19 protein-coding genes are annotated in these 25141 nt (G+C 39.2%); 17 read left to right on the top strand and 2 right to left on the bottom strand.

The window, feature by feature from the left end; genetic code table 11:
- Nucleotides 1–92: 92 nt before the first annotated feature.
- The 3 genes from udk to asmA all read left to right on the top strand — a co-directional run bounded on the left by udk (nucleotide 93) and on the right by asmA (nucleotide 3275).
- Nucleotides 93–734 carry a uridine kinase gene (gene udk / locus ACL2XJ_RS26105; protein ID WP_413725056.1) on the top strand — a complete coding sequence of 214 codons (642 nt, stop codon included), beginning with the start codon at nucleotides 93–95 and terminating at the stop codon, nucleotides 732–734.
- Between the two features lie 71 nt (nucleotides 735–805).
- Nucleotides 806–1387 (top strand): dCTP deaminase, encoded by a 582-nt coding sequence (gene dcd / locus ACL2XJ_RS26100; RefSeq protein WP_132927436.1) that lies wholly within the window; start codon nucleotides 806–808, stop codon nucleotides 1385–1387.
- Between the two features lie 46 nt (nucleotides 1388–1433).
- Nucleotides 1434–3275: an outer membrane assembly protein AsmA gene (asmA, locus tag ACL2XJ_RS26095; RefSeq protein WP_413725055.1), complete on the top strand. Its 1842-nt coding sequence runs from the start codon at nucleotides 1434–1436 to the stop codon at nucleotides 3273–3275.
- Between the two features lie 129 nt (nucleotides 3276–3404).
- Here the strand turns inward: asmA and ACL2XJ_RS26090 are convergent, their stop codons facing one another.
- Together ACL2XJ_RS26090 and ACL2XJ_RS26085 are read right to left on the bottom strand one after the other, a co-directional pair.
- Entirely contained in the window at nucleotides 3405–4985 is a 1581-nt protein-coding gene (locus ACL2XJ_RS26090; RefSeq protein ID WP_413725054.1) for a TerC family protein, read from the bottom strand.
- A gap of 424 nt (nucleotides 4986–5409) precedes the next feature.
- Nucleotides 5410–5688 carry a hypothetical protein gene (locus ACL2XJ_RS26085; RefSeq protein ID WP_413725053.1) on the bottom strand — a complete coding sequence of 93 codons (279 nt, stop codon included), beginning with the start codon at nucleotides 5686–5688 and terminating at the stop codon, nucleotides 5410–5412.
- 469 nt (nucleotides 5689–6157) lie between these two features.
- Here ACL2XJ_RS26085 and ACL2XJ_RS26080 point away from each other — a divergent pair, with 469 nt between their 5' ends.
- The 14 genes from ACL2XJ_RS26080 (at nucleotide 6158) to ACL2XJ_RS26015 (ending at nucleotide 24912) form a co-directional block, all read left to right on the top strand.
- A complete protein-coding gene (locus ACL2XJ_RS26080) occupies nucleotides 6158–7291 on the top strand; it encodes a polysaccharide export protein (RefSeq protein ID WP_413725052.1) in 1134 nt (377 codons plus the stop codon).
- Nucleotides 7292–7293: 2 nt separating this feature from the next.
- Nucleotides 7294–7725: a low molecular weight protein-tyrosine-phosphatase gene (locus ACL2XJ_RS26075; RefSeq protein ID WP_413725051.1), complete on the top strand. Its 432-nt coding sequence runs from the start codon at nucleotides 7294–7296 to the stop codon at nucleotides 7723–7725.
- Between the two features lie 22 nt (nucleotides 7726–7747).
- Nucleotides 7748–9916, top strand: a complete 2169-nt coding sequence (locus tag ACL2XJ_RS26070) for a polysaccharide biosynthesis tyrosine autokinase (protein ID WP_413725050.1) — start codon at nucleotides 7748–7750, stop codon at nucleotides 9914–9916.
- A 425-nt stretch (nucleotides 9917–10341) separates the two neighbouring features.
- Nucleotides 10342–11391 (top strand): EpsG family protein, encoded by a 1050-nt coding sequence (locus ACL2XJ_RS26065; RefSeq protein ID WP_413725049.1) that lies wholly within the window; start codon nucleotides 10342–10344, stop codon nucleotides 11389–11391.
- A gap of 528 nt (nucleotides 11392–11919) precedes the next feature.
- Entirely contained in the window at nucleotides 11920–13011 is a 1092-nt protein-coding gene (locus tag ACL2XJ_RS26060) for a glycosyltransferase (protein ID WP_413725048.1), read from the top strand.
- Nucleotides 13012–13027: 16 nt separating this feature from the next.
- Nucleotides 13028–13912, top strand: a complete 885-nt coding sequence (locus ACL2XJ_RS26055; RefSeq protein ID WP_413725047.1) for a glycosyltransferase — start codon at nucleotides 13028–13030, stop codon at nucleotides 13910–13912.
- Between the two features lie 1453 nt (nucleotides 13913–15365).
- Nucleotides 15366–16370, top strand: a complete 1005-nt coding sequence (locus tag ACL2XJ_RS26050) for an endo-1,4-beta-xylanase (protein WP_413725046.1) — start codon at nucleotides 15366–15368, stop codon at nucleotides 16368–16370.
- Nucleotides 16371–16847: 477 nt separating this feature from the next.
- The gene (locus ACL2XJ_RS26045) at nucleotides 16848–17858 is read left to right on the top strand and encodes an acyltransferase family protein (protein WP_413725045.1); all 1011 of its coding nucleotides are present in this window, start codon (nucleotides 16848–16850) and stop codon (nucleotides 17856–17858) included.
- Between the two features lie 146 nt (nucleotides 17859–18004).
- The gene (locus ACL2XJ_RS26040) at nucleotides 18005–18871 is read left to right on the top strand and encodes a glycosyltransferase family 2 protein (protein WP_413725044.1); all 867 of its coding nucleotides are present in this window, start codon (nucleotides 18005–18007) and stop codon (nucleotides 18869–18871) included.
- Nucleotides 18872–20140: 1269 nt separating this feature from the next.
- Nucleotides 20141–21205 (top strand): dTDP-glucose 4,6-dehydratase, encoded by a 1065-nt coding sequence (gene rfbB / locus ACL2XJ_RS26035; RefSeq protein ID WP_413725043.1) that lies wholly within the window; start codon nucleotides 20141–20143, stop codon nucleotides 21203–21205.
- Nucleotides 21206–21226: 21 nt separating this feature from the next.
- On the top strand, nucleotides 21227–22093 hold the full coding sequence (gene rfbA / locus ACL2XJ_RS26030) for a glucose-1-phosphate thymidylyltransferase RfbA (protein WP_413725042.1): 867 nt from the start codon (nucleotides 21227–21229) through the stop codon (nucleotides 22091–22093).
- A gap of 4 nt (nucleotides 22094–22097) precedes the next feature.
- On the top strand, nucleotides 22098–22634 hold the full coding sequence (rfbC, locus tag ACL2XJ_RS26025) for a dTDP-4-dehydrorhamnose 3,5-epimerase (RefSeq protein WP_413726976.1): 537 nt from the start codon (nucleotides 22098–22100) through the stop codon (nucleotides 22632–22634).
- Nucleotides 22631–23479 (top strand): dTDP-4-dehydrorhamnose reductase, encoded by an 849-nt coding sequence (rfbD, locus tag ACL2XJ_RS26020; protein WP_413725041.1) that lies wholly within the window; start codon nucleotides 22631–22633, stop codon nucleotides 23477–23479. The genes rfbC and rfbD overlap by 4 nt, the downstream gene beginning before the upstream one ends.
- Nucleotides 23476–24912 (top strand): lipopolysaccharide biosynthesis protein, encoded by a 1437-nt coding sequence (locus ACL2XJ_RS26015; RefSeq protein ID WP_413725040.1) that lies wholly within the window; start codon nucleotides 23476–23478, stop codon nucleotides 24910–24912. The genes rfbD and ACL2XJ_RS26015 overlap by 4 nt, the downstream gene beginning before the upstream one ends.
- Nucleotides 24913–25141 lie beyond the last annotated feature (229 nt).

Here is a 25141-nt window from a genome sequence, read left to right as displayed (position 1 = left end):
CTGGTATCGTTTTCACTGGCACTCTATAATTGCCGCGTCAAACGCGCCGCAAACGCGTATCCCTTCTCTTTTTTTACCAGGCCACTTATTGTATGACTGACAAGCCCCACCAGTGCGTTATTATCGGCATTGCCGGCGCATCTGCCTCTGGAAAAAGCCTTATTGCCAGCACGTTGTACCGCGAATTATGTGAACAGGTAGGGGACGAACACATCGGCATCATCCCCGAAGACAGCTATTATCAAGATCAAAGCCATATGATCATGAGCGAACGGGTAAAAACCAACTACGATCATCCCAGCTCCATGGATCATAATCTGCTGTTCCAGCACCTGCAGATGCTCAAGGCCGGCAAGGCCATCGAAATGCCGGTATACAGCTATCTGGAGCATACGCGCCGTCCGGAAACCCTGCACCTGGCGCCGAAAAAAGTGATTATTCTGGAAGGGATACTGCTGCTCACCGATGTTCGCCTGCGAGAAGAGATGAATTTTTCCATTTTTGTCGATACCCCGCTGGATATCTGCCTGCTGCGGCGCATGAAACGCGATGTCAATGAACGCGGACGATCCATGGACACGGTGATGGAGCAGTACCAAAAGACCGTGCGCCCCATGTTCTTGCAATTTATCGAGCCTTCCAAGCAATATGCGGACATTATTGTCCCACGCGGCGGTAAAAACCGTATTGCCATCGATATACTGAAGGCCAAGATCAGTCAGTTTTTTGAATAAAACGCCCCACCCGCGCAACAGACGCCCGCGAGGATGACGGCCCCTTTTAGCGTCTTACGGAGAAACCTGCGATGAGACTGTGCGATCGAGACATAGAAGCCTGGCTGGACGACGGCCGGCTGGTAATCAGCCCCCGTCCTCCCCTGGAACGCATTAACGGCGCCACGGTGGATGTCCGGCTCGGCAATCAGTTCAGGGTATTTCAGGGACACAATGCGGCTTTTATCGACCTGAGCGGCCCCAAGGATGAAGTGACCGCGGCGCTGGACCTGGTGATGAGCGATGAAATCGTCTTGCCCGAAGGGGGCGCGTTTTATCTGCACCCCGCCGAACTGGCCCTGGCGGTCACCCTGGAATCCGTCACGCTGCCGGATAACCTGGTGGGCTGGCTGGACGGCCGCTCGTCCCTGGCCCGGCTCGGTTTGATGGTGCATGTCACCGCCCATCGCATCGATCCCGGCTGGCAGGGTAGAATCGTGCTGGAGTTCTATAATTCAGGAAAGCTACCACTGGCTTTGCGCCCCGGGATGTTGATTGGGGCGCTGAGCTTCGAGCCCTTAAGCGGTCCGGCGGCGCGTCCGTACAATCGCCGCGAAGACGCCAAATACCGCAATCAACAGGGAGCCGTTGCCAGCCGTATCGATAAGGATTAATCCCGCCGGACGCAGGGTTAGGGCAGAGACAACAGATGGGGATTTCATGAAGAGATTACTGACTACGCTGGTCATACTGCTGGCGGTTCTGGTTGTCGGTATCACCGCGTTGGTGGTGCTGATCAACCCTAATGATTTTCGTCACTATATGGTCAGCAAGGTTAAACAGCGCAGCGGTTATACCCTGGCCCTTGACGGCGATCTGCGCTGGCATGTCTGGCCGCAGCTCAGCATCCTGGCCGGACATATGACGCTTACCGCGCCCGGAGCCAGCGTGGCGGTGGTAAGCGCGGAAAATATGCGCCTCGACGTCGAGCTTTGGCCTCTGCTGTCCCATCAGCTCGCCATCAAGCAGGTCATGCTGAAAGGGGCGGTTATCACCCTCACCCCCGACAGCTCCGCCCGCCGGCCGGAAAACGCCCCTATCGAGCCGGCCGACACCCCGAACCCGGTCAGCCAGCCGGGCTGGTCTTATGACATCGCCAGCCTGAAACTCACCGACAGCCTGATGATTTGGCAGCGGCAGCCCAACGAACAGATCAACCTGCGGGATTTAAACCTGGATGTAGAGCAAAGCGCCACCCGGCAGGCCGACATCACCTTTTCCAGCCGCATCAACCGCGACCAACGGGATTTGACGGTATCCCTCAAAGGCAATGTGGATTTAAGCCATTATCCGCGCCAGATGACCGCCCGCCTCGACAGCGTTGACTACCAACTGCACGGTTCCGGACTGCCGGCGGACGGCATCAAGGGCGAAGGCAAACTCAGCGCCGACTATTCCCGAACCAACCAAACGCTGGAAATCAGCAATCTGACCCTCAGCGCCAATGACAGCCACCTCTCGGGCCAAGCCAGCGCCAAGATGGATGCGGTGCCGGTCTATCAGCTGGATTTGAATGCGCAGCATCTCAATCTGGACAACCTGATGGGCTTTACCCCGGACAACGCCGCCGACAATAACGGCCAGTCCGCGGCCCATCAAAGCAACGGCAGGCCGATCATCGTCTCCGCCATGGAGGTCCATAATCCGTCATTCCTCAACGCCTTCAACGGCCAGCTCAACCTGACGGCGGATCAGGTCATTTATCACGGTTTGAATATCACCGGTTTCAAAACCCAGGCGGACAATCGCCACGGCCACCTGTCCCTCAACACCCTGAACGGCAAGCTGGGGGAAGGGGAGTTTAACCTGCCCGGCACCGTCGATGTCACCGGACCGCAGCCCAAATTCGAACTGCATCCCGATATCAAAAGGGTGGCGCTCGGACCGTTGATGCAGGCCTTCTCCTTGCCGCAGACCCTTACCGGCCTGCTGTCGGTGGAAGGGCAAATAACCGGCCGATCGCTCACCGCCGATGATTTTGCGCAGAACTGGCAGGGCTCCGGCCGGATGGCCCTGGACAATGCCCGACTGGAAGGGCTGAATATCCAGCAACTGATTCAGCGGGCGGTAGCGCGCAGCAACAGCAGCGTCAGCGCGCAGCAGCGCACGGAAAATTATTCCGAAGTGAAACAGCTCACCGCCCAGGCCACCTTAAACCACGGCAGCCTGCAGTTGGACAACCTGGCGGGTGACTCCGACTTACTGGCCCTCAGCGGCAACGGGACGCTTAATCTGCCGGGCCGGCAGTGCGACGTGAACCTGAATATCAGGGTACTGCAAGGCTGGCAGGGCGATCCGCAAACGGTGGCGGCCCTGGTGGCCACCCCCATCCCGCTGCGCGTCTACGGCCCCTGGGATGCCCTTAGCTATCAGCTGCATGTGGATCAGCTTATCCGCAAACAGCTCGAGGATGAAGTGAAGCGCCGCCTCAACGACTGGGCGCAGAAAAACCAGAACCACCCGCAAAACAAAAATGTCCAGAAGCTGCTGGAGAAGCTATAACGCGGGTATCCGCCCACAGTGTCACAGCTCGACCATATCACCCGGCAATCAGCGTATCGCCGGGTGATAAATTTTATCCCCCGCAGGCTGTGCCGAAGATAAAGGTAGCGGCATGCCCATCGCGACAGCTTACACTTCGTACTCCGCTTCGCTCACCGGCGTAATCAGCACCTTCAAAATCCGGTGGCTCTCCACTTCCAGGATGTCGAACAGGTAATTATCGATAGAAATCCGGTCCCCCACCTGGGGAATGGTTTGGCTATGCTCCATCAATAATCCCGCCAGGGTGTGATACTCCCGCCGTTCGGCCAGGGAAATATCGATATACCCCGCCAAATCCTCCAGCGGCAGGTAGCCGTTGACAATCAGCGTACCGTCGTCGTGCTGCTGTATATCATGGCGGGGATCCATCTCCTCATTTTCCAGCGGCAGGTTGCCGGCAATGGTCTCCATGATATCGCTCAGGGTGATAATCCCCTCCACCGAACCGAACTCATCGACGATAAAGGCAAAATGGGTATGGGCCTCGCGGAACTGCTCAAGGGCCAGCAACAGCGACAACTGCTCATGAAACACCAACGGCTGGCGGATCAGCGAGCGGATATCCAACGGCTCTTGACGCAGCTGCTGGGTCAATAGATCAATCACATGCACCACCCCCAGCGGCTCATTGGACGCCGAATCCTCGGTAATCACCAGCCGGGTGTGCTGGTTGTTTTCCAGCAGGGAAACGATTTTATCCGGCGGATCCCGCAAATCGATATGCTCGATATCATGGCGAGAGGTCATCACGCTGCTGACGGTGCGCTGTGCCATGCCCAGTACCCGCTCAATCATGCGCCGCTCCTGCTCATTGAAGACCTCCTGGCCTTCTCCCTCGTTATCGGCGATTAACGACGATGACTGGGCATCCAGCTCCGCTTCCTCATGCTTACCGTTCAGCATACGCAATACCGCCTCGGCAGTACGCTTGCGCAACGGCACCGAGGAAGATAAAAAGCGCCGCCGGTTGAACTGCGCCAGCTGATTAAGACATTCAATCCCGATAGAGAAGCCGATGGCGGCATACAGATAGCCCTTCGGAATAGAGTAACCGAAGCCGTCCGCCACCAGGCTAAAGCCAATCATCAGCAAAAAGCTCAAACAGAGGATAACAATGGTGGGATGGGCATTGATAAAGCGGGTCAGGGCCTTGCTGGCCAGCATCATCACGCCGATGGCCACCACCACCGCCACCATCATTACCGCCAGATGATCCACCATGCCCACGGCGGTAATCACCGAATCCAGGGAAAATACCGCATCCAGAATAACGATCTGAACCACCACCGGCCAGAATCGCGCTCCTTTGCGCTCCGATTCTGATTCTTCGTCACTGCCCTCAAGCCGGTCATTAAGCTCCATGGTGGCTTTGAAGATAAGAAAGATACCTCCGGCCAGCATGATCAGGTCACGCGGGCTAAAGGGGTGCCCCAGGGCGCTAAACAGGGGAGATGTCAAAGAGACCAGCCACGACATGGACGCCAGCAGCAATAACCGCATCACCAGCGCCAGGGCCAATCCCACTAATCTGGCACGATCGCGCTGACCCGCGGGCAGCTTCTCCGCCAGAATGGCGATAAACACCAGGTTGTCGATGCCCAACACCAGCTCCAGCACTATCAGCGTTGCCAGACCGGCCCACATTGTCGGATCAGCGATCCATTCCATAATCGGCGTTTTACCTTATGTATTAGCGGTTCAGAAGGGAATGATGGGAGTTAACCGGAGAAAACTCAATAATTGCTTAATCAAAATTGGGTATTTTTTAATCGATTTTGATCACTATGAAAGGCTAATGACAAAATAATTAAGTTCATTTATTGATTTGTAACTCGCTACAATTAAATCTTAGTGAATGGTTTGTATATTAATCATTCTAAACTTGAATTAAAAAAAACCTTAATCCACATTGGCCTTTAACAGGCCACAGGAAGGGATATAATAAGTTTTTGTTATTTTTCAAGGAGGTACGGCAATAAACGCCCACTTTTTGTAAGTAAAACACCATTCTGCGCCAGTCACTTCTACCGAAACGGGTAGTCTTATTCCTAAAACTCAGGGCAGTGGACATGGAAACCTTGTAAAGAGATAATTAATAATTAGTATAACAATGATGAGGCATATGTTGTGCCAATACTGTCTTTTTTGAATAAAAAAACGCTAAGGCAGATTGGATTTGTGACAAAGCTAACATTGTGATGGTGTTACAGCCTAAAGCAAAGCAACAACTAAAGGCAGTTTTGTGAGAGATGAAGAAGTGCGCATTGGTTGCTGCAAGCCAAGGGCGGTAGCGTGCCTCGGCATAATTCACGCGCACTGAAGTGTACAAGCCTGAATCGGCTTGCTGCAATTGCACACCAAGTCTGCTCATTTTTGGCAGGCCGGCATGATGTATCGCACATCACAGCCAAACCGCTTCAGAGCCTTTTAAAATTATAATCGGTGTTTGAGCGGACGCGCTGAACCGTCCTCATTAAGTTATGTCGCAATCGCAGTGACGGCCGGCCAAAGTCAATCCATAACTAAAGCTTCACTCCTACCTACCGATAATACTTCCGCCAAGCGCTGCCGTGCTTGAGCGCTAGATCAAACAGGATCATAATGATAAGTTCTATAGTTGTATTTTTCAGCTATATTTGCTCAAGTAGTTCTATCTTTACAGTGGATGACGTTCTTAAGAGATGTGAGGCGATGACACGGAACAACCCTTGCAACCGAAGTACCTGGACACATAGCGCGATGTTTTGGGACCTTTTTGGCACTAACCCCCTTTCGGAAGGCGGTATCAAAGACATGGATACGCTTTTTAGCCGAGCAACAACGAGAGTGACGATAACTCAATGATGAAAACAAAACTTAAGTTGATGCCGCTTTTGGTGTCTATAAGCTTGATCAGTGGCTGTACAGTTGTTCCGGGTATGAATTTATCAACAAGTGACAAAACAGTGATAAAACAGGATGACTCAAATATTGATTTGAGCCAATTTGTTAATGTCTATCCTTTGACCCCTAGTTTGATTGAACAGTTACGCCCATCTGCGGTCGTTTCTCGCCCTAATCCTGAATTGGACAAACTTCTAAGTAACTATGATTATCGTATCGGAATAGGTGACGTACTAATGGTTACCGTATGGGATCATCCAGAATTAACTATTCCAGCAGGACAGTATCGAAGCGCTAGTGATACTGGGAACTGGGTGAACTCAGATGGTACAATTTTTTATCCATACATTGGTAAGGTACAAGTCGCTGGTAAAACGTTGCCACAAGTTAGAAATGAAATCGCTAGTAGATTAACAACTTATATTGAGAGCCCGCAAGTTGATGTAAGCGTTGCTGCTTTTCGTTCTCAGAAAGTATATGTTACAGGTGAAGTCAAAAACTCTGGACCACAGGCCATTACTAATATTCCGCGTACCGTTATAGATGCGATAAATGGTGCAGGAGGTTTGGCAGATGATGCCGATTGGCGTAATGTTGTGCTTACTCACGATGGTAAAGACACTACTTTATCCCTTTACGCATTAATGCAGAAAGGCGATTTGACTCAAAACCGTCTACTTTATCCGGGTGATATTTTGTTTATACCTAGAAATGACGATCTAAAGGTATTTGTAATGGGCGAAGTGGGTAAGCAGTCCACTTTGAAAATGGATCGTAGTGGTATGACGTTAGCTGAAGCCTTGGGAAATGCGGAGGGTGTGAACCAAGATATGTCTGACGCTTCTGGTGTATTTGTAATACGCCAGATTCGTGGAGGTAAAAGGGGAAAGATTGCTAATATCTATCAACTTGATTCAAAAGATGCGTCAGCGATGGTTATGGGAACAGAATTTCAACTGGAACCATATGATATTGTCTATGTCACAAGCGCTCCCGTGGTACGATGGAATCGCGTTATCTCGCAGTTGGTGCCGACCATTACAGGTGTACATGATATGACTGAGACAGGACGTTTTATCCGGACCTGGTGATTATGTTTGAATCAATTTTGGTAGTGTGTACGGGAAATATTTGCCGCTCGCCAATTGCGGAGCGACTATTGCTGAAGGCTATGCCTACAAAGAATATCAGTTCTGCCGGTGTGGCTGCATTAGTAGGTAAAAGTGTGGATTCGTCTGCTATTCAAATTGCAGAAAAACATGGGTTGTCATTGGCTGATCATGTTGGGGTTCAATTTACCTCGGATTTAGCTCGGAAGTATTCGCTAATTCTCACTATGGAGTATCACCAGCTAAGGCTGATAAGTCGTAAGTACCCAGAAGCAAGTGGGAAAACAATGTTACTCGGCCACTGGATTGGGGAACGAGAAATTCCGGACCCCTATCGAAAAAGCGAGGAAGCCTTTGAGGCTGTCTATCAGTTAATTCACCAGGCTTGCCTACAATGGGTAGAAAAGCTTGGCTGATAATTCATCAGGGAAACAGTGCATGTCATCCGTAATGTCAAAAAAACCTACGGTCCCAGAATCGGAGGCGATCGATCTGAGGCGTTTGATTGGCCAATTGATTGATTACCGTAATTTGATCGTTGGTGTTACCGCGGGAATTACAATATTGTTTGTGCTTTATGCGTTACTTGCTACTCCGATTTACCAGGCTGATGCACTGATCCAGGTTGAGCAGAAAGAAGGTAATGCCATACTGAATAGCCTATCTCAAATATTGCCGGATAGTCAGCCTATGTCGGCGCCAGAAATTGCCTTATTGCAGTCGCGGATGGTACTCGGCAAAACGGTTGATGACCTCAATCTGCAGGTTAGCGCCGAGCAAAAATATTTCCCCTTAATTGGCAGGGGAATTGCCCGCCTGCTGGGTGATAAACCAGGGAAAATCAATGTAACGCGGTTATACCTTCCACCAATAGATGACGACACGCCCACAAAAATAGTATTGACAGTCAAGGATGAGAATCATTTTCAAATTGAAGGGGAAGATTTTAAATTCAATGGCCAAGCTGGGAGTCTAATTGAAAGGAATGGAATTTCGTTGAAGGTTGATGAAATTCAGGCAACACCAGGCACAAAATTCACATTAACTTATGTCACAAAATTAAAAGCTATCAATGACTTACAAGAAAATTTTGATGTCTTTGACCAAGGAAAAGATACCGGAATGCTGAATCTAAGCATAACCGGAGAAAATGCAGATTTAAATGCTCGAATACTTGATTCTATAAGTCAGAATTACTTAGAACAGAATATTGCTCGTCAAGCAGCTCAAGATGCAAAAAGTCTTGAGTTCCTTAATTTACAACTGCCAAAAGTTCGGACAGACCTCGATACTGCTGAGGATAAATTAAATCTTTATCGTCGTCAGAAAGACTCAATAGATCTTTCAATGGAAGCAAAATCTGTACTCGATCAAATAGTAAATGTTGATAACCAGCTGAATGAATTAACATTCCGTGAAGCAGAAATTTCTCAATTATATACTAAAGAGCACCCAACTTATAAAGCCCTTATTGAGAAACGACAGGTGCTAGAGGAAGAAAGAGGAAAACTAAATAAACGTGTTGGACAGATGCCCTCTACACAACAGGAAGTGCTACGTCTAAGTCGCGATGTGGAATCAGGAAGAGCAATTTATATGCAATTGCTCAATCGTCAGCAAGAACTAAATATTGCAAAATCGAGTGCGATAGGTAATGTTAGAATCGTTGATAATGCTGTAACTGAACCTAAACCAGTAAAACCTAAAAAGGCTTTGATTTTACTTTCAGGTCTCTTATTTGGTCTACTATTCTCTGTCTGTATGGTATTACTACGGATATTTCTGCATCGTGGAATTGAATCCCCAGAACAATTGGAAGAAATAGGGATTAACGTGTACGCTAACGTACCAGTGTCTGAGTGGTTTATTGACAATAATCGGAAAAATGGGAAGAGTAAGGGTAATGAGCCCAGTTCGACTCTGTTGGCAGTGGAAAATGCGGCAGATCTTGCGATTGAGGCAATTCGTAGCCTCCGTACTAGCTTACACTTTGCAATGATGGAAGCAAAGAATAATGTTTTGATGATATCAGGTGCGAGTCCAGATGCGGGGAAAACATTTATCAGTAGTAATCTTGCTGCCATAATTGCACTAACGGGTAAAAAAGTATTGTTTATTGACGCCGACATGCGCAAAGGATATGTCCACAAGATGTTTGGACAGAAACAGGATAAAGGTTTGGCAGATGTTCTCTCGGGGCAGGTAGAGGTGGGTGATGTCATTGAAACCGTAGCGTCAGCGGGATTTGATTATATATCAAGGGGACATAGACCACCTAATCCTGCGGAATTACTTATGCATCCGCGTTTCGAAGCTCTATTTACTTGGGCGGGGCAGCATTATGATCTTGTGATTGTCGATACACCGCCTATTTTGGCGGTAACTGATGCGGCAATAATTGGAAGATACGTTGGTACAGCATTATTAGTTGCGCGATTTGAGAGAGATACAGTCAAAGAAATTGACGTAAGTGTTAAGAGGTTTGAACAAAGTGGAGTTGTAATTAAAGGCTGTATCCTTAATGGGGTGGTTAGAAGAGCGAGCAACTACTATGGATATGGCTATAGCTACTATGACTACTCTTACTCAGATAAAAAGAAAGATTAACACGAATATCTACTAATGAAAAATGCAATTGACTTTTTATCGATAATGTTACTAGTCAGGATTAAGTAAAGATTTTGTTATTTTTTCTCATATATCTTTAAAAATTCATGATTCAATTTTCACATAATTAACAACACATTATAAAATGTCGCTATAAGCAATTGCATCCAAAGAAATAAAGAAGGTTAACCCGAGTTTTCTTCCTAAACTAGAAGCAGCATGTATTTTTTGTAACAAGTAACTTATTCAAAAATAGGATATTTTTACTTAGAACGTCTAATAAGATAATCAAAAATCATCATTTCAAGTAGAGGATGGTATATAGCAAGGATGATTTACAAATATTGTTTATCATAACTCGAAAAGTAAATTTCGCATTTTATATTATATTAAAATTATGTATTTTCAAATAAAGAGAATGCGCCATGTATCCATATATTATTGTACTAATGGTTGTATCCCTATGGGTTGGGCTCGAAGAAAAAACAATCAATAAAAGAGCCATCATAATTCCGCTTTTAATGTTAATGCTTTTAGCTACTATTCGGTATTATAGTGTTGGCACGGATGCCGAAATGTATTCTAGATATTTTAGATTTCCATTTAATAAATTTGCATACCAATTTGATCCTGATGTCGAAAGAGGTTATCAATATTTAGTTGTTATAATACGTGAAATTTATAATGATTATTTCTTTTATTTTTTTATTATGTCCATCGTTTGTATATTTCCAGTTTTGTTTTTTTTAAAAGAGAAATCAGTCAATTATACGCTTTCCGTCTATATATACATAACGTTTGGATTGTACTTCACCTTATACAATCAAATAAGACAAAGCATAGCAATGGGTATATGTTTTTATGCAACAAAATATTTATTGAAAAAAGAATTCATAAAATTTGCTATGTTTATAATAATAGCAGCGCAATTCCATGTGACAGCTTTAATTATGTTAGGAATGTATTTTCTCTGCCATTTTAAATTAAGAATTGAACTTAAAGCATTAATGACCTTTTTGGTTGGGGTGATTGCTGCACCAGCTATAATTGCGCATATGGCACTTAATAATTCAAGATATGAACACTATACAGAGCAAGTTTCCGGTGGATCTCATGGAATGTTTACGGTGGGGCTATATGCATTGATAGCAATATTTATTTATATATATGGTAAACAGATAAGAGAAGATGATAATGATTATAAAATATATGAGTGTCTGTATATATGCGGAGTCTCAGCATTATTTCCTATAGCAATGCTAGGGACTGATCCAGCGGGACCACAGAGAATTGTGCAATATTTTGTATTTTATATAATGCTAATTCTTCCAATAATTTTTTTGAGGAAATTAAATAATATTATTGTATATACGTTATTTATAGTACTTTCCTTTTCTTATTTTATTATGATGATATCAAGTAATATTGCAGGGATTTACCCTTATAAAATAAACCCGGTATTCGATCTATTTTAAAGTTTAATGTGTTAGAAATATGTTTCTGATATCATTAAGCCAAAAAAATTAGAACACCTTTTATTTGAATAATGAAATTTTTTAGTATAACTAATAAATTTTCTAAAATTTATTAGACTATAAGATAAACACACATTATTTTAGTTCCAACTATATCTGATTCATGATTATAAGTTGGTATATATGTAAAAAAATCACAAAATTATAGTTTCAGTCTGTAAACCTTTTAATAAGTTTTAAATTTATATAATATTTGTAGCTAATGGGCAAAAATATTCAGAACCGAACAGTAATTAATACATAAACCTTAGTTTGCAATCAACGAATTAGGAAATATTACTTAAATTTCTTAGGAAATTAGAGATCATCTTTGAAAGATAATTATTTTTTTGAATATTATATGTCTAAAGAATATTATAAGTTAATTGTTTGATATCATACATAATAAAATATTAAATCAATTAATAATAATTATGGTATAAGAATTTTCAAAAGATTATAGATAATGTTTAAATTAAGGTAAATTTAATGAAAGTTTTTCATGCGGCAGAAACAATCAAAGGTGGTGTTGCTACAGTATTAAATAATCTGGCGGTTTATCAAAAGGATAATAATAAAATAGATAAAATAACCATTTTAATACCAAAAGAACATTTAAGTGAGCTTTCTCCAGCTTTGAATGATTCGATTACGACTTTCAATAGAAAGAAGAGAAATACTTTTTCTCTTTTCAATTTCTCAATTAGTTTCTTTAAAATAGTAAAGTCGTTTCAGCCAGATATCGTTCATTTACATAGTACCTATGCTGGTTTCCTTGGAAGGCTTATTTTGTATTTTTTCTTTCATAAAAATAAAATAAAAATTATTTATTGTCCGCACGCATTCGCATTTTTGATGGACACATCAAAATTTAAGAGAAAATTTTATAATATCTGTGAAATTAATCTTTCAAAAATTACTGAAAGAATTATTTGTGTAGGCGAAAATGAATATCACGACGCCATTTTATGGGGAATACCAAAAAACAAGCTTATTCTCATTAATAATGGCGTTGATATCCCAAAAAATAAAAATGTTAAGACGCACAATAAGTTAGATGAATATTTATTGCTATATGTAGGAAGGTTTGATTATCAAAAAGGTATAGATATATTTATTGATGCACTAAAAATTATTGATCGTGAAAAATTAAATTATAAGATTAAAGTGATTTTAATCGGTGAGACTGTAAATGAGGATATGGACTATAAATCAGTTAAGTTTGAAAACATTGATATTAAATACACCGGTTGGATTAATCGAGAATTGGTAATAGACTATTACAGACAGGCTGATTGTTTGATTATACCCTCCCGCTGGGAAGGCTTTGCTATGGTACCTTTAGAAGCAATCAGCTATTATTTGCCAATAATAACAAGTGATATACCGGCTTTCAATACAATTAATAAGATAAGCGGATTATCCTTTAAGAAAGGAGACAGTAAATCTTTAGCGAATATCTTAGCACGTTTAAATGAGTATGATCTAGATAGTGCAAAAGAAAAACTGATGGGGAAATTATTAATCACGTATACTAAAGATATAATGAACGAACAAACTTTAGATTTATATGTTAGATAAAATAAGGAGAACATACGTGCAAAATTTCCCGCTTGTTACAATATATATTCCGACCTACAATCGATTGAATTTACTTAAACGTGCAATTGAGTCTGTTAGAAATCAAACTTATACAAATTTAGAGATAATTGTTGTAGATGATAAATCTTCCGATGGAACACAAGAGTTTTTGGAAAAAATATCATTGGCTGATACTCGAATTAAATTTATTTTGAAGGAACAAAATTCGGGCGCTTGTATTAGTCGAAACATGGCCATAGAACATGCAACTGGTTTATACATAACTGGGTTAGATGACGATGATTTTTTTCCTAAAAATCGCATAGAAATTTTAGTTGATAATATAAACCTCTTAGATGAGTATTCCTTTTTATATACATATTACTTAACATTAACAAAATCAGGGAAATTTAAAAAAACAAGATTTGTCAGTTTTTTATTACCAACGATAATTTCTTCTAGAGATATTTTGTTTAAAAATATCATAGGAAATCAATGCTTTACATTAACAGAAAGAATGAAAGAGGCTGGAAAATTTACTCCAGAAATGCCTGCTTGGCAAGATTTGGACCTGTTTTACAGATTGCTCATTAAAGGCAAATATAAAAAAGCGTATCTTATAAAAGTTCCGTTGTACATTCAAGATACATCTCATGATTTGAATAGAATAACATTAAGTAATAAGAAAAAAATTAATGACGCTTTCGAATTGTTTTGTACGCGAAATTTTGTAGTAGGTAAGGAAAAATCTATTCTTCAGGCACAATTGATAAGTTATGGAATCAAAGTCAAGTATTCAGTTTTTCTCAATAGATTACTATCAACAAAGAAATTCTATTTTTATCTTGTTGATTTTTTTCTTCTACTGAAGAATTTAAAGAACAATGAGAATTTACAATAACATTGTTATTATGGAAATGATTCGAATACTTAAAATTTTAACAGAACGTTTATGGTTTGTTGTGTTGAAAAATATTGTATTGATTCACGCAAACATTGTTTGCTAGCTGCTGTGTGTCGAGGGAAAAGAGGATGCCGCTTTTTTTTATAATATAAGAGGGCAATACTTTTCATTAATAGCCCAATGTATCAACGCTGGTGATTACAGGTAATTGCTCTATGGATTGCCAGGCGCAACTGTTTTACTCTGCTTGCCAGAGTAAGTAACAGGTTTATATAACAGGGTAAAGCTAGATTTTTCTTTAAACCAATCGTAACTTATCTGAAGTTTGTCAATGATGTAATTACCTCCGATATATCGTTATATATTACGCGCTGAGATTTAGGGCTTCTCTGGTATCTAAGCATTATTTGTCAATAAATCCGAATTATAATTATTGTTCTGATATGAACGACATCGATTGTCCTCACATGTAATATATGTACCACAATATGTTTTTCGGTTTTCCCCACATAGGCATCCGTTTTAGTTGTCCTCCACATTGTCAGTGAGTGATAATTTTTACATTAAATTCTATGTCCATTTCATTCTTCATAAACACCATATAGTCCTAAATAGGCGTTTCTTTAATCGCAATAATTTTTTCCTTTATGAGTGGTTTCCTACAGTGTCGTATCAGGCTCAACCTCGCCAGATCAAGCAGTTTTATGTAGTCACTTTAGGGGAGCAAGTGGTTTATATCGTTAAATGATTAATTAATTTCAATCGGTAACACTCTACTGCTTCAACGTTCATAAAGATAATTGAATTATTATATGGAATGTTTGACTAATATGTCCACATTCGCGCGGAAGCTTCTCTGGGCTAATGCTTTATTGACGCCCCAAGGGGGAACTAAGCTGACTAAATTAAGATAGTCTATCATCTGCTTACTAATAAGCGCGCAGCATAAAGACGAATTATGATATCACAGATAGAGTCAAACCTGTTTGCAAAAGAATTATCATTAGTCGCTTACATGATTTCAATTACGAATTAAGTTTATTTCTTTCTGCATAGAATAGAGCCTTGTTCCCCGTTCTTGTCACAGTAAGAATGCTCAGATCGGCATAGCTTAATCCGATTGGTTAAATGTTCTTTTTATTGCAGGATTAGGTGGCTTAAATCGTATTTGTTCTCTTTATTTATCTGCTATTCGGCTAATTATTTAGAATCATAATTAATATTGTTTTAAATAACCATTTTTAATTTTTATTTAATTTACTTACAAGTTCAAAATGAGAATATTAATTGATTCGAGAGCTTTATCATTTGTCTATATTTCTATTTTTGTTCTGATTAGCAAAATGCTTAAGATTTAATTAGTGTGTTAATTTCGTACGTTTCCCACTGATGATAACAGCATAGCTAATTTATCTTTTTTATATCAAGTCTTTTTATGCTAAGGGTGAATATGAAAAAATTATTTATTTTTGTGATGTTTTTTATTTTTTCTAATATTTCTTTAGCCTCACAAAACAAATACATAGGTGTTTGCTTTCATCCCGAGAAAATAAATATAAGCAATGATGTATTATTAAAAGTACTTAATAAATATAAATTTAATTCATTTAGAACAGATTATAGATGGTCAAATATTGAAACTAAAAAAGGTGTTTTTAATCCTCCAAATGAGAGGCTTGACAAAATCATTGTTGATTCAATCAATAAATATAATATCACCCCATTGATAATTTTGGGCTATAAGAATGATCTATATGGTCCAGGGAAGCCTATTAGTCCTGAATATTTGGAAGGATTTAGTAACTATGTGACCTGGGTAGCAAATAGATATAAAAATGATAAAATAATATATGAAATTTATAATGAATGGTGGCATGATGATTTTAAATCAAACAGTAGTGTAAATGATAAAATTTCATCAATGAATTATTTATCTTTGATTAAAAAAGCAAGTGTTATAATCAAAGAAATAGACCCCAATGCTCTGATTATTGCAGGCAGCATGAATCCACTGGATCAAAGACATATTGATTGGATGAATAGCATGATGGGTGCTGGATTACTAAAATATGTCGATGGAGTGTCAATCCATCCCTATTCAGTTAAAAATCCGGAAACGGATTTTATAAGGATAGATAGATTCGAAAAAGAGTTAAGATCTAAATATAATGAGGGAAGAGATGTAGATATATATATCAGTGAAATGGGATATTCTGATTCAATCCAGGGGAAATTGTTAGCATCTAGACAAGAACAATATGCTAAAGAATATATGGACTTGGTTAATGATAGAAATTATATTAAAGGAATTTGGTGGTATCAATTAATTAATGAAAAAAATGTGAGTTCTTATGAATCTAATTTCGGATTGTTAAATTCAGACTTAACTGAAAAAAATATTATGAAAGGTTTCAAAAATTCCAAAATTTTAAATGAAATTTCTGCTAATAAATAAAACTGTTTTAATACTATTGAAATAACAAATAATAATATACACATTTGCATAAGCACTTTTTTGCTTTTTTTTTAGCTTAGAATTTTATTCTATAGCAATATAATATTGTGTTTAAGGACATTTTGTCTTCCTATATTCATGCTTTCCGATATTATTCTATGTTCATTCCAAAGTTTATTTTCTTAGCACAGTAATCACATCGTATGATGAGACTCAGTGGGTCGAAAGAAAGTTGCAAAATTTGTTATTACAAATTTTAATTTTTTGAAGAGATTAGTTCCTGACGATAGTGTACAAACCTATCTTAAGTCTATGTTGAAAATAGGGGGTCTTTTTTTCTAAAATATATGGGTTATTTATAGAATGATAAGTAAAAGTGTTTTTGTCAGCATAACCATGCCTCATAACTATTTCATCTTAGTAACAATTATCATTACTAATCCCGAGTGAACTTATTTTACACAGGAAATGATGCTCATGATAGCTGAACGCCAAAGCCACAAGGGCCTTATCTCTGTGCAAATTTTGAGAGGTATCGCTGCATTACTTGTTATTACTTCACATATAGCAGTGAAGTCCTATCAAAAAGGATTGTCTGAAAGCGAATATTTTGCCATAGGAGGATGTGGTGTTGATTTATTTTTTATAATTTCTGGTTTTATAATGAGTTATACAACATCCATAACGACTTCTTGGAAAAAATTTGCTGAATCTCGAGTAATAAGAGTTTTCCCACCTTATTGGATACTAACAACTATTGCACTAATTGTTTATTTGATAAACCCTTCCATGGTCAACTCAAGCGGAGGGACGACTGGAATTTTTGTTTCTTTTTTTCTTATACCAAATGGTGACAAATTCCTTGTCCAAAATGGGTGGACTCTAAGTTATGAAATGACGTTTTATTGTATATACGCATTTTCGTTATACGTATCACCTTTAAAAAGAAATCTTGTTGCTTCAGCAATCATGATAGCTTTATTTTTATGTGGTTTTTTATTTAAGACTCAGCAACATCTTATAAATTTTTTATTTAGTAATCTTTTCCTTGAATTTGTGCTAGGAATTTGTGCCTTTGAGGTTTATAAAAGAGTCAAGCTTACACCTTATCAATCTATGATCATGATTGCGAGCTCTATTCTATTCCTTTTAATTGGTTATAAATATTATTTTGGTATTAGGGCTATTTCGTTTGGGATCCCCATGTTTATTCTTTTCATCGGTGTGGTTAACTTGGAATTTATTTTTGAAAAACAAAATAAATTGTCGCTATTAGGCGATATGTCTTACTCGCTTTATCTTGTTCATCCTTTTATACTTAGTCCGTTAGCAACTATTTTGGTCAAAATAGGCATACAAAGTAATATCATCTTTTTTGTATTTTTAATGACTGTTTCAATAATAGCTTCTTTCCTATTTTATAAGAAAATAGAATATCCAGTGACTAGACAAATAAAAAATGCACGTAAAAAGTATGCGCTAAGCTAAAATGTCATGCTATATGCTATATTTTTTTGTAAAATTTGGAAATATTATTATAAATATTTATTTTTTATACCTAGGTTCTAGGACGGTTTTTACAAATCATTAAGTACACGCTGTATTTTAACGATTAATTGAAATTATAGATATAGATGGAAATGATGAAAACTCTTTTATTAGTAATTTTATATGATAAAGAAATCGACAAGTCATTAACTTTGGAATGTATCTCGCAAGGAGATTTTAAAAATTGTGATCTTGTTATTGTCAACAATGGACCTCAAAAAATAGTTTTAGAAGGGAGTTTTCATTCTTTACTAATGGATGTTGTTTCTAAAATTGAGCTTAGAGAATATCTGGATAATAGACCTCTTAGTTGGATTTATAACGAAATAATTGTGGATTATATACATTATGAAAGGATTATTTTTTTAGATGATGACAGCCATTTGAATAGTAACTTTCTGAGCAATATAGATAGATTTTACTGTGATGATATTGATATTCAAATTCCAAAAATTTTAGAAAGGAGTGATCATCAGCTTTATTATCCTTTAGTTAATGGTTTCATTTACGATGGCCATGACGGGGAAATTATCGATGCGGAAAAAGATGTTTTAAGTATCGGTTCTGGTCTGGTAATTTATAGGAGTTTGATTGATAAATTCTCTCATTTGAATTTGGAGGTTTTTGATAGTAGGTTCGCATTGTATGGTGTAGATTTCAGTCTTTTTAGAAGAGTTAGAGAAATGAGAAAAAACAATATTTATGTGAAGATTCAGCTTGTCTCGTACGTAAATCACTCCCTATCCCGAGCCAGTGACAATATCAGTGAATGGCGGTATAAGGAACGATTATATGATAGTGTTTTATCGATTCGGTTCTACTCTAAAAATACCTTTCATTCTTTCCTTAGACTCACCAAATATTTAGGGGGGGAACTGTTAAAAGGAAACGTTCGCAGTGTACCATTAATCTTTAAAACTTATTTTATTGGTAAGCATCCTCGTTGTCGTTAATGTCAAACTAATTTGATTTTTATGTCCTACGATTAAAATCAATTAGTTATTTTCAGCTTTTCTTTCAGTTATTAAATTTTGTTAAATCATCAAATTTTGATTAACTTATTTTAATGTAATTATATTATCCCCAGGATTTAGTAAATGACACCTCTAACGGAAACTCTAAATCAGGTGATGGGGTATTGGCATTAAGCACTGTTTACTGGGACTAAATGCCGCCACACTTGCCAAATTATTTTCTCATTAACATGACCGTTACGCACATCCACTACAGGCTAGGATGTTGGAAGCTGCCCTTTCCACCATTGGAGTAACCAAGAAAAAAAGGAGAGAAAAACGGTGTCTGGAGCTAATAAAACTTCAGGCCAATGGTCTACAGAAGCTTGTTTTGCGTCACCGTTGAGACTCCTTCACTCAGTGAACCCGAACTGAATGAACACTACCGTCGCAAATGACTTTATTCTGAACAAATACAGTACTAGAGAGGGATTTCCTACACACATCTCTAACCGATACTCGCCAGTCACAAAAACAAACTAAAAAATCAATACGATGAATCATGATAAGGCATGCAAATAAAGGCCCAGGCGGAGGCGTTGCTGGATTTGCGATAGAAACTGAATTGTAATGATTCTATTACGATATTACGATGCGGAGGACGGTAGAGATTTACTACATTCACGTATGTGCGCATACGTAATTTGTCCGGTCCTACTTTAAGCCATGTCCGCTTGCATACGTTAGCTCCCCCCGCTTGTGAAAAGTTGGGTTGAGCTTGAGTTCCTGCCTACGTTGGTACGATCATACTAAAGATTCTTAAGTCAACAATGATAATTTAAATGGTGTCGCTATTTAGTACGTTCTAAGTATATTTCGGCGTGGTCTGAGTATCAAGCTTGCAGGTTCAGGATAAACCCCAGTGTTGGAGAAACTGTCCCGCCGTTGATATAATTAAGAGCTTTATGACATGGCGCCATTGGGCATACCACATCGGAAAAGTGTCATAAGAATAGGATATAAGCCTATTGGCAAACTTATCTACACTCGCCTCTTTATTAAAGATAGCAGTTTTGTTAATTTAGTCAAAATTAGTATTGTATGATAAGTTAAATTTTTTTTTTAAATAGTCTTACACTATACGATGAATTTACGCCTTATCACGTCACTAGGCACTGAATAAATGGCAATGGCTGTTTTGCCTGGCTGTATCGGAAAGTAGTTAGCTTAATAGTATATTAGTAATTTGATTATGGGGTGTATTTTAAAATGAAAATATTTGTTACCGGTGGCGCAGGATTTATTGGATCCGCAGTTGTGCGATATATCATTAATGAAACATCTGATGAAGTTGTAGTGGTGGATTGTTTGACCTATGCAGGAAATCTCGAATCTTTAAGACCAGTGGCTAATAATAATCGATTTTTTTTTGAGCAAGTAAACATCTGTGATCGTCAGGAGTTAGATAGAATATTTATCGAATATAAACCTGATATGGTAATGCACTTAGCAGCTGAAAGCCATGTGGATCGTTCTATAGATGGCCCAGCTGAATTTATCAAAACAAATGTAGTTGGTACATATACGTTGTTGGAAGCTGCACGCCAATATTGGAATATGCTTGAGAAACAGAAGAAGCAGCTTTTCCGCTTTCACCACATTTCAACCGATGAAGTATATGGTGATTTATTTGGCACTGAGGAGCTTTTTACCGAATCTACACCATATGCTCCAAGTAGCCCTTATTCTGCATCAAAAGCTTCAAGTGATCATCTCGTCCGTGCTTGGCTAAGAACTTATGGCATGCCAACTATTGTAACAAATTGTTCCAACAATTATGGTCCTTATCACTTCCCGGAAAAACTTATTCCCCTGATTATTTTAAATGCGCTGGAAGGTAAAATTTTACCTGTTTATGGAGATGGGGGGCAGATTCGTGACTGGTTATATGTGGAAGACCATGCCCGTGCACTTTATAAGGTGCTCACGGAAGGTCAAGTGGGAGAAAACTACAATATAGGTGGCCATAATGAGCGGAAAAATATTGAAGTTGTGAAAACTATATGTCACTTGCTTGAAGAACTTGTTCCCAATAAGCCTGCTGGGTTGGTTCGATATGCGGATTTGATCAGCTTTGTTGCTGACCGTCCGGGTCATGATAAGCGTTATGCAATCGATTCATCAAAAATTGGCAAAGAACTGGGCTGGGTACCATTCGAAACTTTTGAAAGTGGTATTCGCAAAACCGTGGAATGGTATTTGGCAAATGAAGACTGGTGGTGTCGCGTTAAAAATGGCTCTTATTTAGGTGAACGTCTTGGCCTTTCACGTTAATCACAGTCAGAGGACATAGTAATGAAAGGTATAGTTTTAGCTGGTGGTTCGGGCACTCGGTTGTATCCTATTACACAGGGCACCTCAAAACAACTCATGCCGATTTATGACAAACCGATGATTTATTATCCAATTTCGGTACTGATGTTAGCCGGGATCAGGGAGATATTGATTATAACTACTCCAGAGGATATGCCAAACTTTAAAAGACTTTTAGGTGATGGCAGTAAGTTTGGGGTGTTTTTTAATTATGCCGTCCAGCCAAGTCCAGAGGGTTTGGCGCAGGCTTTCTTGATCGGTGAAAAGTTTATCAATGGTGATAGTTGCGCGCTGGTTCTTGGCGACAATATTTATTTTGGGGAAAGCTTTGGCCGCAAGTTGGAAAATGTAATGGGCCGTAAAGAAGGCGCGACAATATTTGGTTATCAGGTTATGGACCCAGAACGTTTTGGTGTGGTTGAATTTGATAATAACAACCGGGCTTTATCTATCGAAGAAAAGCCTGATAAGCCTAAATCAACCTGGGCAGTAACTGGGTTATATTTTTACGATCATAACGTGGTGGAAATAGCTAAACAGGTTAAACCATCGTCTCGCGGGGAATTGGAAATTACTACTATCAACCAGATGTACCTTGAGAATGGAAACCTGCATGTGGAGTTACTAGGTCGTGGCTTTGCGTGGTTGGACACAGGTACCCATGATAGCTTGCTTGAAGCTTCTCAGTTTATACATACTATTGAACAGCGACAAGGTTTTAAAGTGGCTTGTCTGGAAGAGATTGCCTATCGTAAGGGATGGTTGAATAAGGAACAGGTAGCAGCCCAGGTAAAGCTTTTGAGTAAAACTGGCTATGGTAAATACCTTTCTCTTCTTATTGAGGGCTAAGATGATGCAGGTAATTGATACCAAAATTGTTGACGTAAAAATCATTAAGCCGAAAGTATTTGGTGATGCACGTGGTTTTTTCATCGAAACTTTTGAAAAAAAGCGTTATCAAGAAATGCTAAATATTGAATATGACTTTGTTCAAGATAATTATTCACGTTCCGGTAAAGGGGTCCTGCGTGGTCTTCATTTTCAGACACAAAATCCTCAAGGCAAACTTGTGCGTGTGGTGCGTGGTGAGGTGTTTGATGTCGCGGTCGATATTCGTCAAGGTTCGCCGACATTTGGTCAATGGGAGGGGGTAATTCTCTCGGAGGAAAATAAAACACAATTTTGGATTCCACCAGGTCTGGCACATGGTTTTGTGGTATTGACAGATTTAGCTGACTTTGAATATAAATGCACTAATTATTACGACCCGGGTCACGAAGGCTGCCTAAATTGGAATGATCCAGATATTGGTATCGATTGGCCTGTAAGTAATCCATTGCTTTCGGATAAAGATAAAACCGGTAAGTACCTTAAGGAATTATTAGTATGAAAATTCTATTAACCGGTGCTAACGGGCAACTTGGCCGTTGTTTTCAGGACTGTATACCTATTGGCTGGAATATATTAGCAACTGATTCAAATAAATTAGATATAACGAGTCGCGAGCAAGTCCAGACTGTTGTGGAAACTTTCCAGCCTGATGTTATCGTTAACGCAGCTGCTTACACTGCTGTGGACAAAGCGGAAAGCGAACCAGAGATTGCCTCACTGGTAAATAAAATAGGTCCGCAAAATTTGGCGTTAGAGGCAAAAAAGGTAGGCTCTCGATTCGTACATGTCTCTACTGACTATGTGTTTGATGGACGAGCTATAATGCCTTATGTTGAAACCGACGAGACTAATCCATTGAGCGTATATGGCAAAACCAAACTTGACGGAGAAATTGCCGTATCAAACATATTGCAGGACGCCATTATTATTCGTACGGCTTGGGTCTTTAGCGAATATGGCAATAACTTTGTAAAGACGATGCTGCGCTTGGGTAAAGAACGTGATGAGTTGAGTGTTGTTTGTGACCAACGGGGATGTCCCACTTATGCGGGTGATATTGCACAAGCTATTATAGGACTTCTTAGACAGGACGCAGGGGGTGGGATCTATCATTTTAGTGGTGGGAAGGAAATGACCTGGAGCGAATTCGCTGAAAAAATTTTCAAAGTCGCAATTGAAACAGGCAAACTAGATAATGCTCCATTAGTTAAAAAAATTACTACAGAGCAATATCCCACAGCAGCTCATAGACCTGCCTATTCTTCATTGAGTAATTTAAAAATTTCTGCTTTTGTAAGTCCTTCAAACTGGAAAGAAGTACTTAGAAAGGTTATTACTGCATGACATTACTTTCAAATGCAAAATGGAATATGTCATCACAACTTTTTAAGGTAATGGTCCAAGCAATTAATATCATTTACCTTGCTAAAATTATTCCTCCTTCAGAATATGGACTAATGGCAATGGCATTGGTAATATTTAATTTAGGAGTTTTACTAAGGGATTTAGGCACGTCAGCAGTAATTATTCAAAGAAAAGAGCTAACAAATAGTTTGATTAATACAGTGTTTTGGTTGAATTTACTTATGGGAATAGGACTCGCTCTTATAATAACAGTATCTGCACCTTTTATTGCTTCTTTATATCATCAACCAAAATTAACCAATGTATTAATGCTATTGAGTATCACTTTCCCTTTATCGAGTTGTGCATCAGCACATTTGGCATTACTGGAAAGAGAGTCTCAATTTAAAAAGGTGTCAGTGATTGAAATCACATCATCATTGGCTTCCGTTATTGTTGCAATAATTTTAGCTAATTTTGGGTATGGGGTTTATAGCTTGGTTGCTCAGGCAATAGTACTCAATATGATGTCTGCCATTCAGTTTTGGATGGCATCATCATGGCGGCCAAAAATGAGTTTGTTTATTGATATGAAAGAGCTAAGAAATATTTTTGGCTTTAGCGCCAATCTTTCATTATTTAACTTTATCAATTATTTTTCACGTAATAGTGATAGTTTTATCATAGGAAAATTTATGTCATCCGCTGTTCTAGGTTATTATAATCTAGCTTACAGAATAATGCTTTTTCCTTTGCAAAGCTTGTCGTTTGTAGCTACCCGCTCATTATATCCAATTTTGAGTAAAAGTCAGGATGATGATGAAGAAGTACTGAGAACGTATCTTAACTGTATTTTTATTGTATTAATGATTACTACACCATTAATGAGCGGTATAGCTTTTTATAGCGAACCATTCGTTAGGCTGGTTATTGGTCCTCAATGGCATCTAACGGGTGATATATTAAAATGGTTGGCTCCTACAGCAATTATCCAAGCGGTATTAAGTACATCTGGTTCTGTATTTATGGCGAAGGGACGAACTGATATATTGATGCGGTTGGGTATTGTGGGAACTATTTTGCAAGTGGGATCTTTTATTATAGGCATCCGTTTTGATATTACTAAATTTGCAATGTGTTATTTAATTGCGAATATTTTAAATTTTTTTCCAGTAATGTTTTTTCTATTAAGAATAATTAATGGAACTTTATCTTGTTTCTTTAAAAAGATATATGCAATTTTTGTATCATCGTTCGTTATGATTGCCGCATTAACAATTTTTAATAATTTTTATCCTATGGTAAAAATTATTAATATATTATCACTTGTAATGCTTTGCTTTTTAGGCGTAATTGTTTATAGTTTTGCTTTGTTTACTACTTCACCAATGGTTAGACTTGCAGTTATTTCTAAATTTTCTAAAATAAAATAGCACTTACTTACTAAGTTTCCAAATGAAGAATAGTTTTTATATTCGAACAATAATTATATCAGGAAATAATATTTCTCCTACAAAAGCACCGGTATAAATAAGAGGTCTCTATCCAGTTGGCAAATAACGAATGGTGTTTGGAACTGACTACTAATCATCAAATGACTATTGATAAAATACCATATTTGCAAAGGACCATAATTTAAATGTTATTTAAATTATATGCATA

It is taken from the genome of Sodalis sp. RH16, assembly GCF_047324245.1.
In the GTDB taxonomy this organism is placed as follows: domain Bacteria; phylum Pseudomonadota; class Gammaproteobacteria; order Enterobacterales; family Enterobacteriaceae; genus Acerihabitans; species Acerihabitans ligni.
This window is presented reverse-complemented; position numbering and strand designations above follow the sequence as displayed.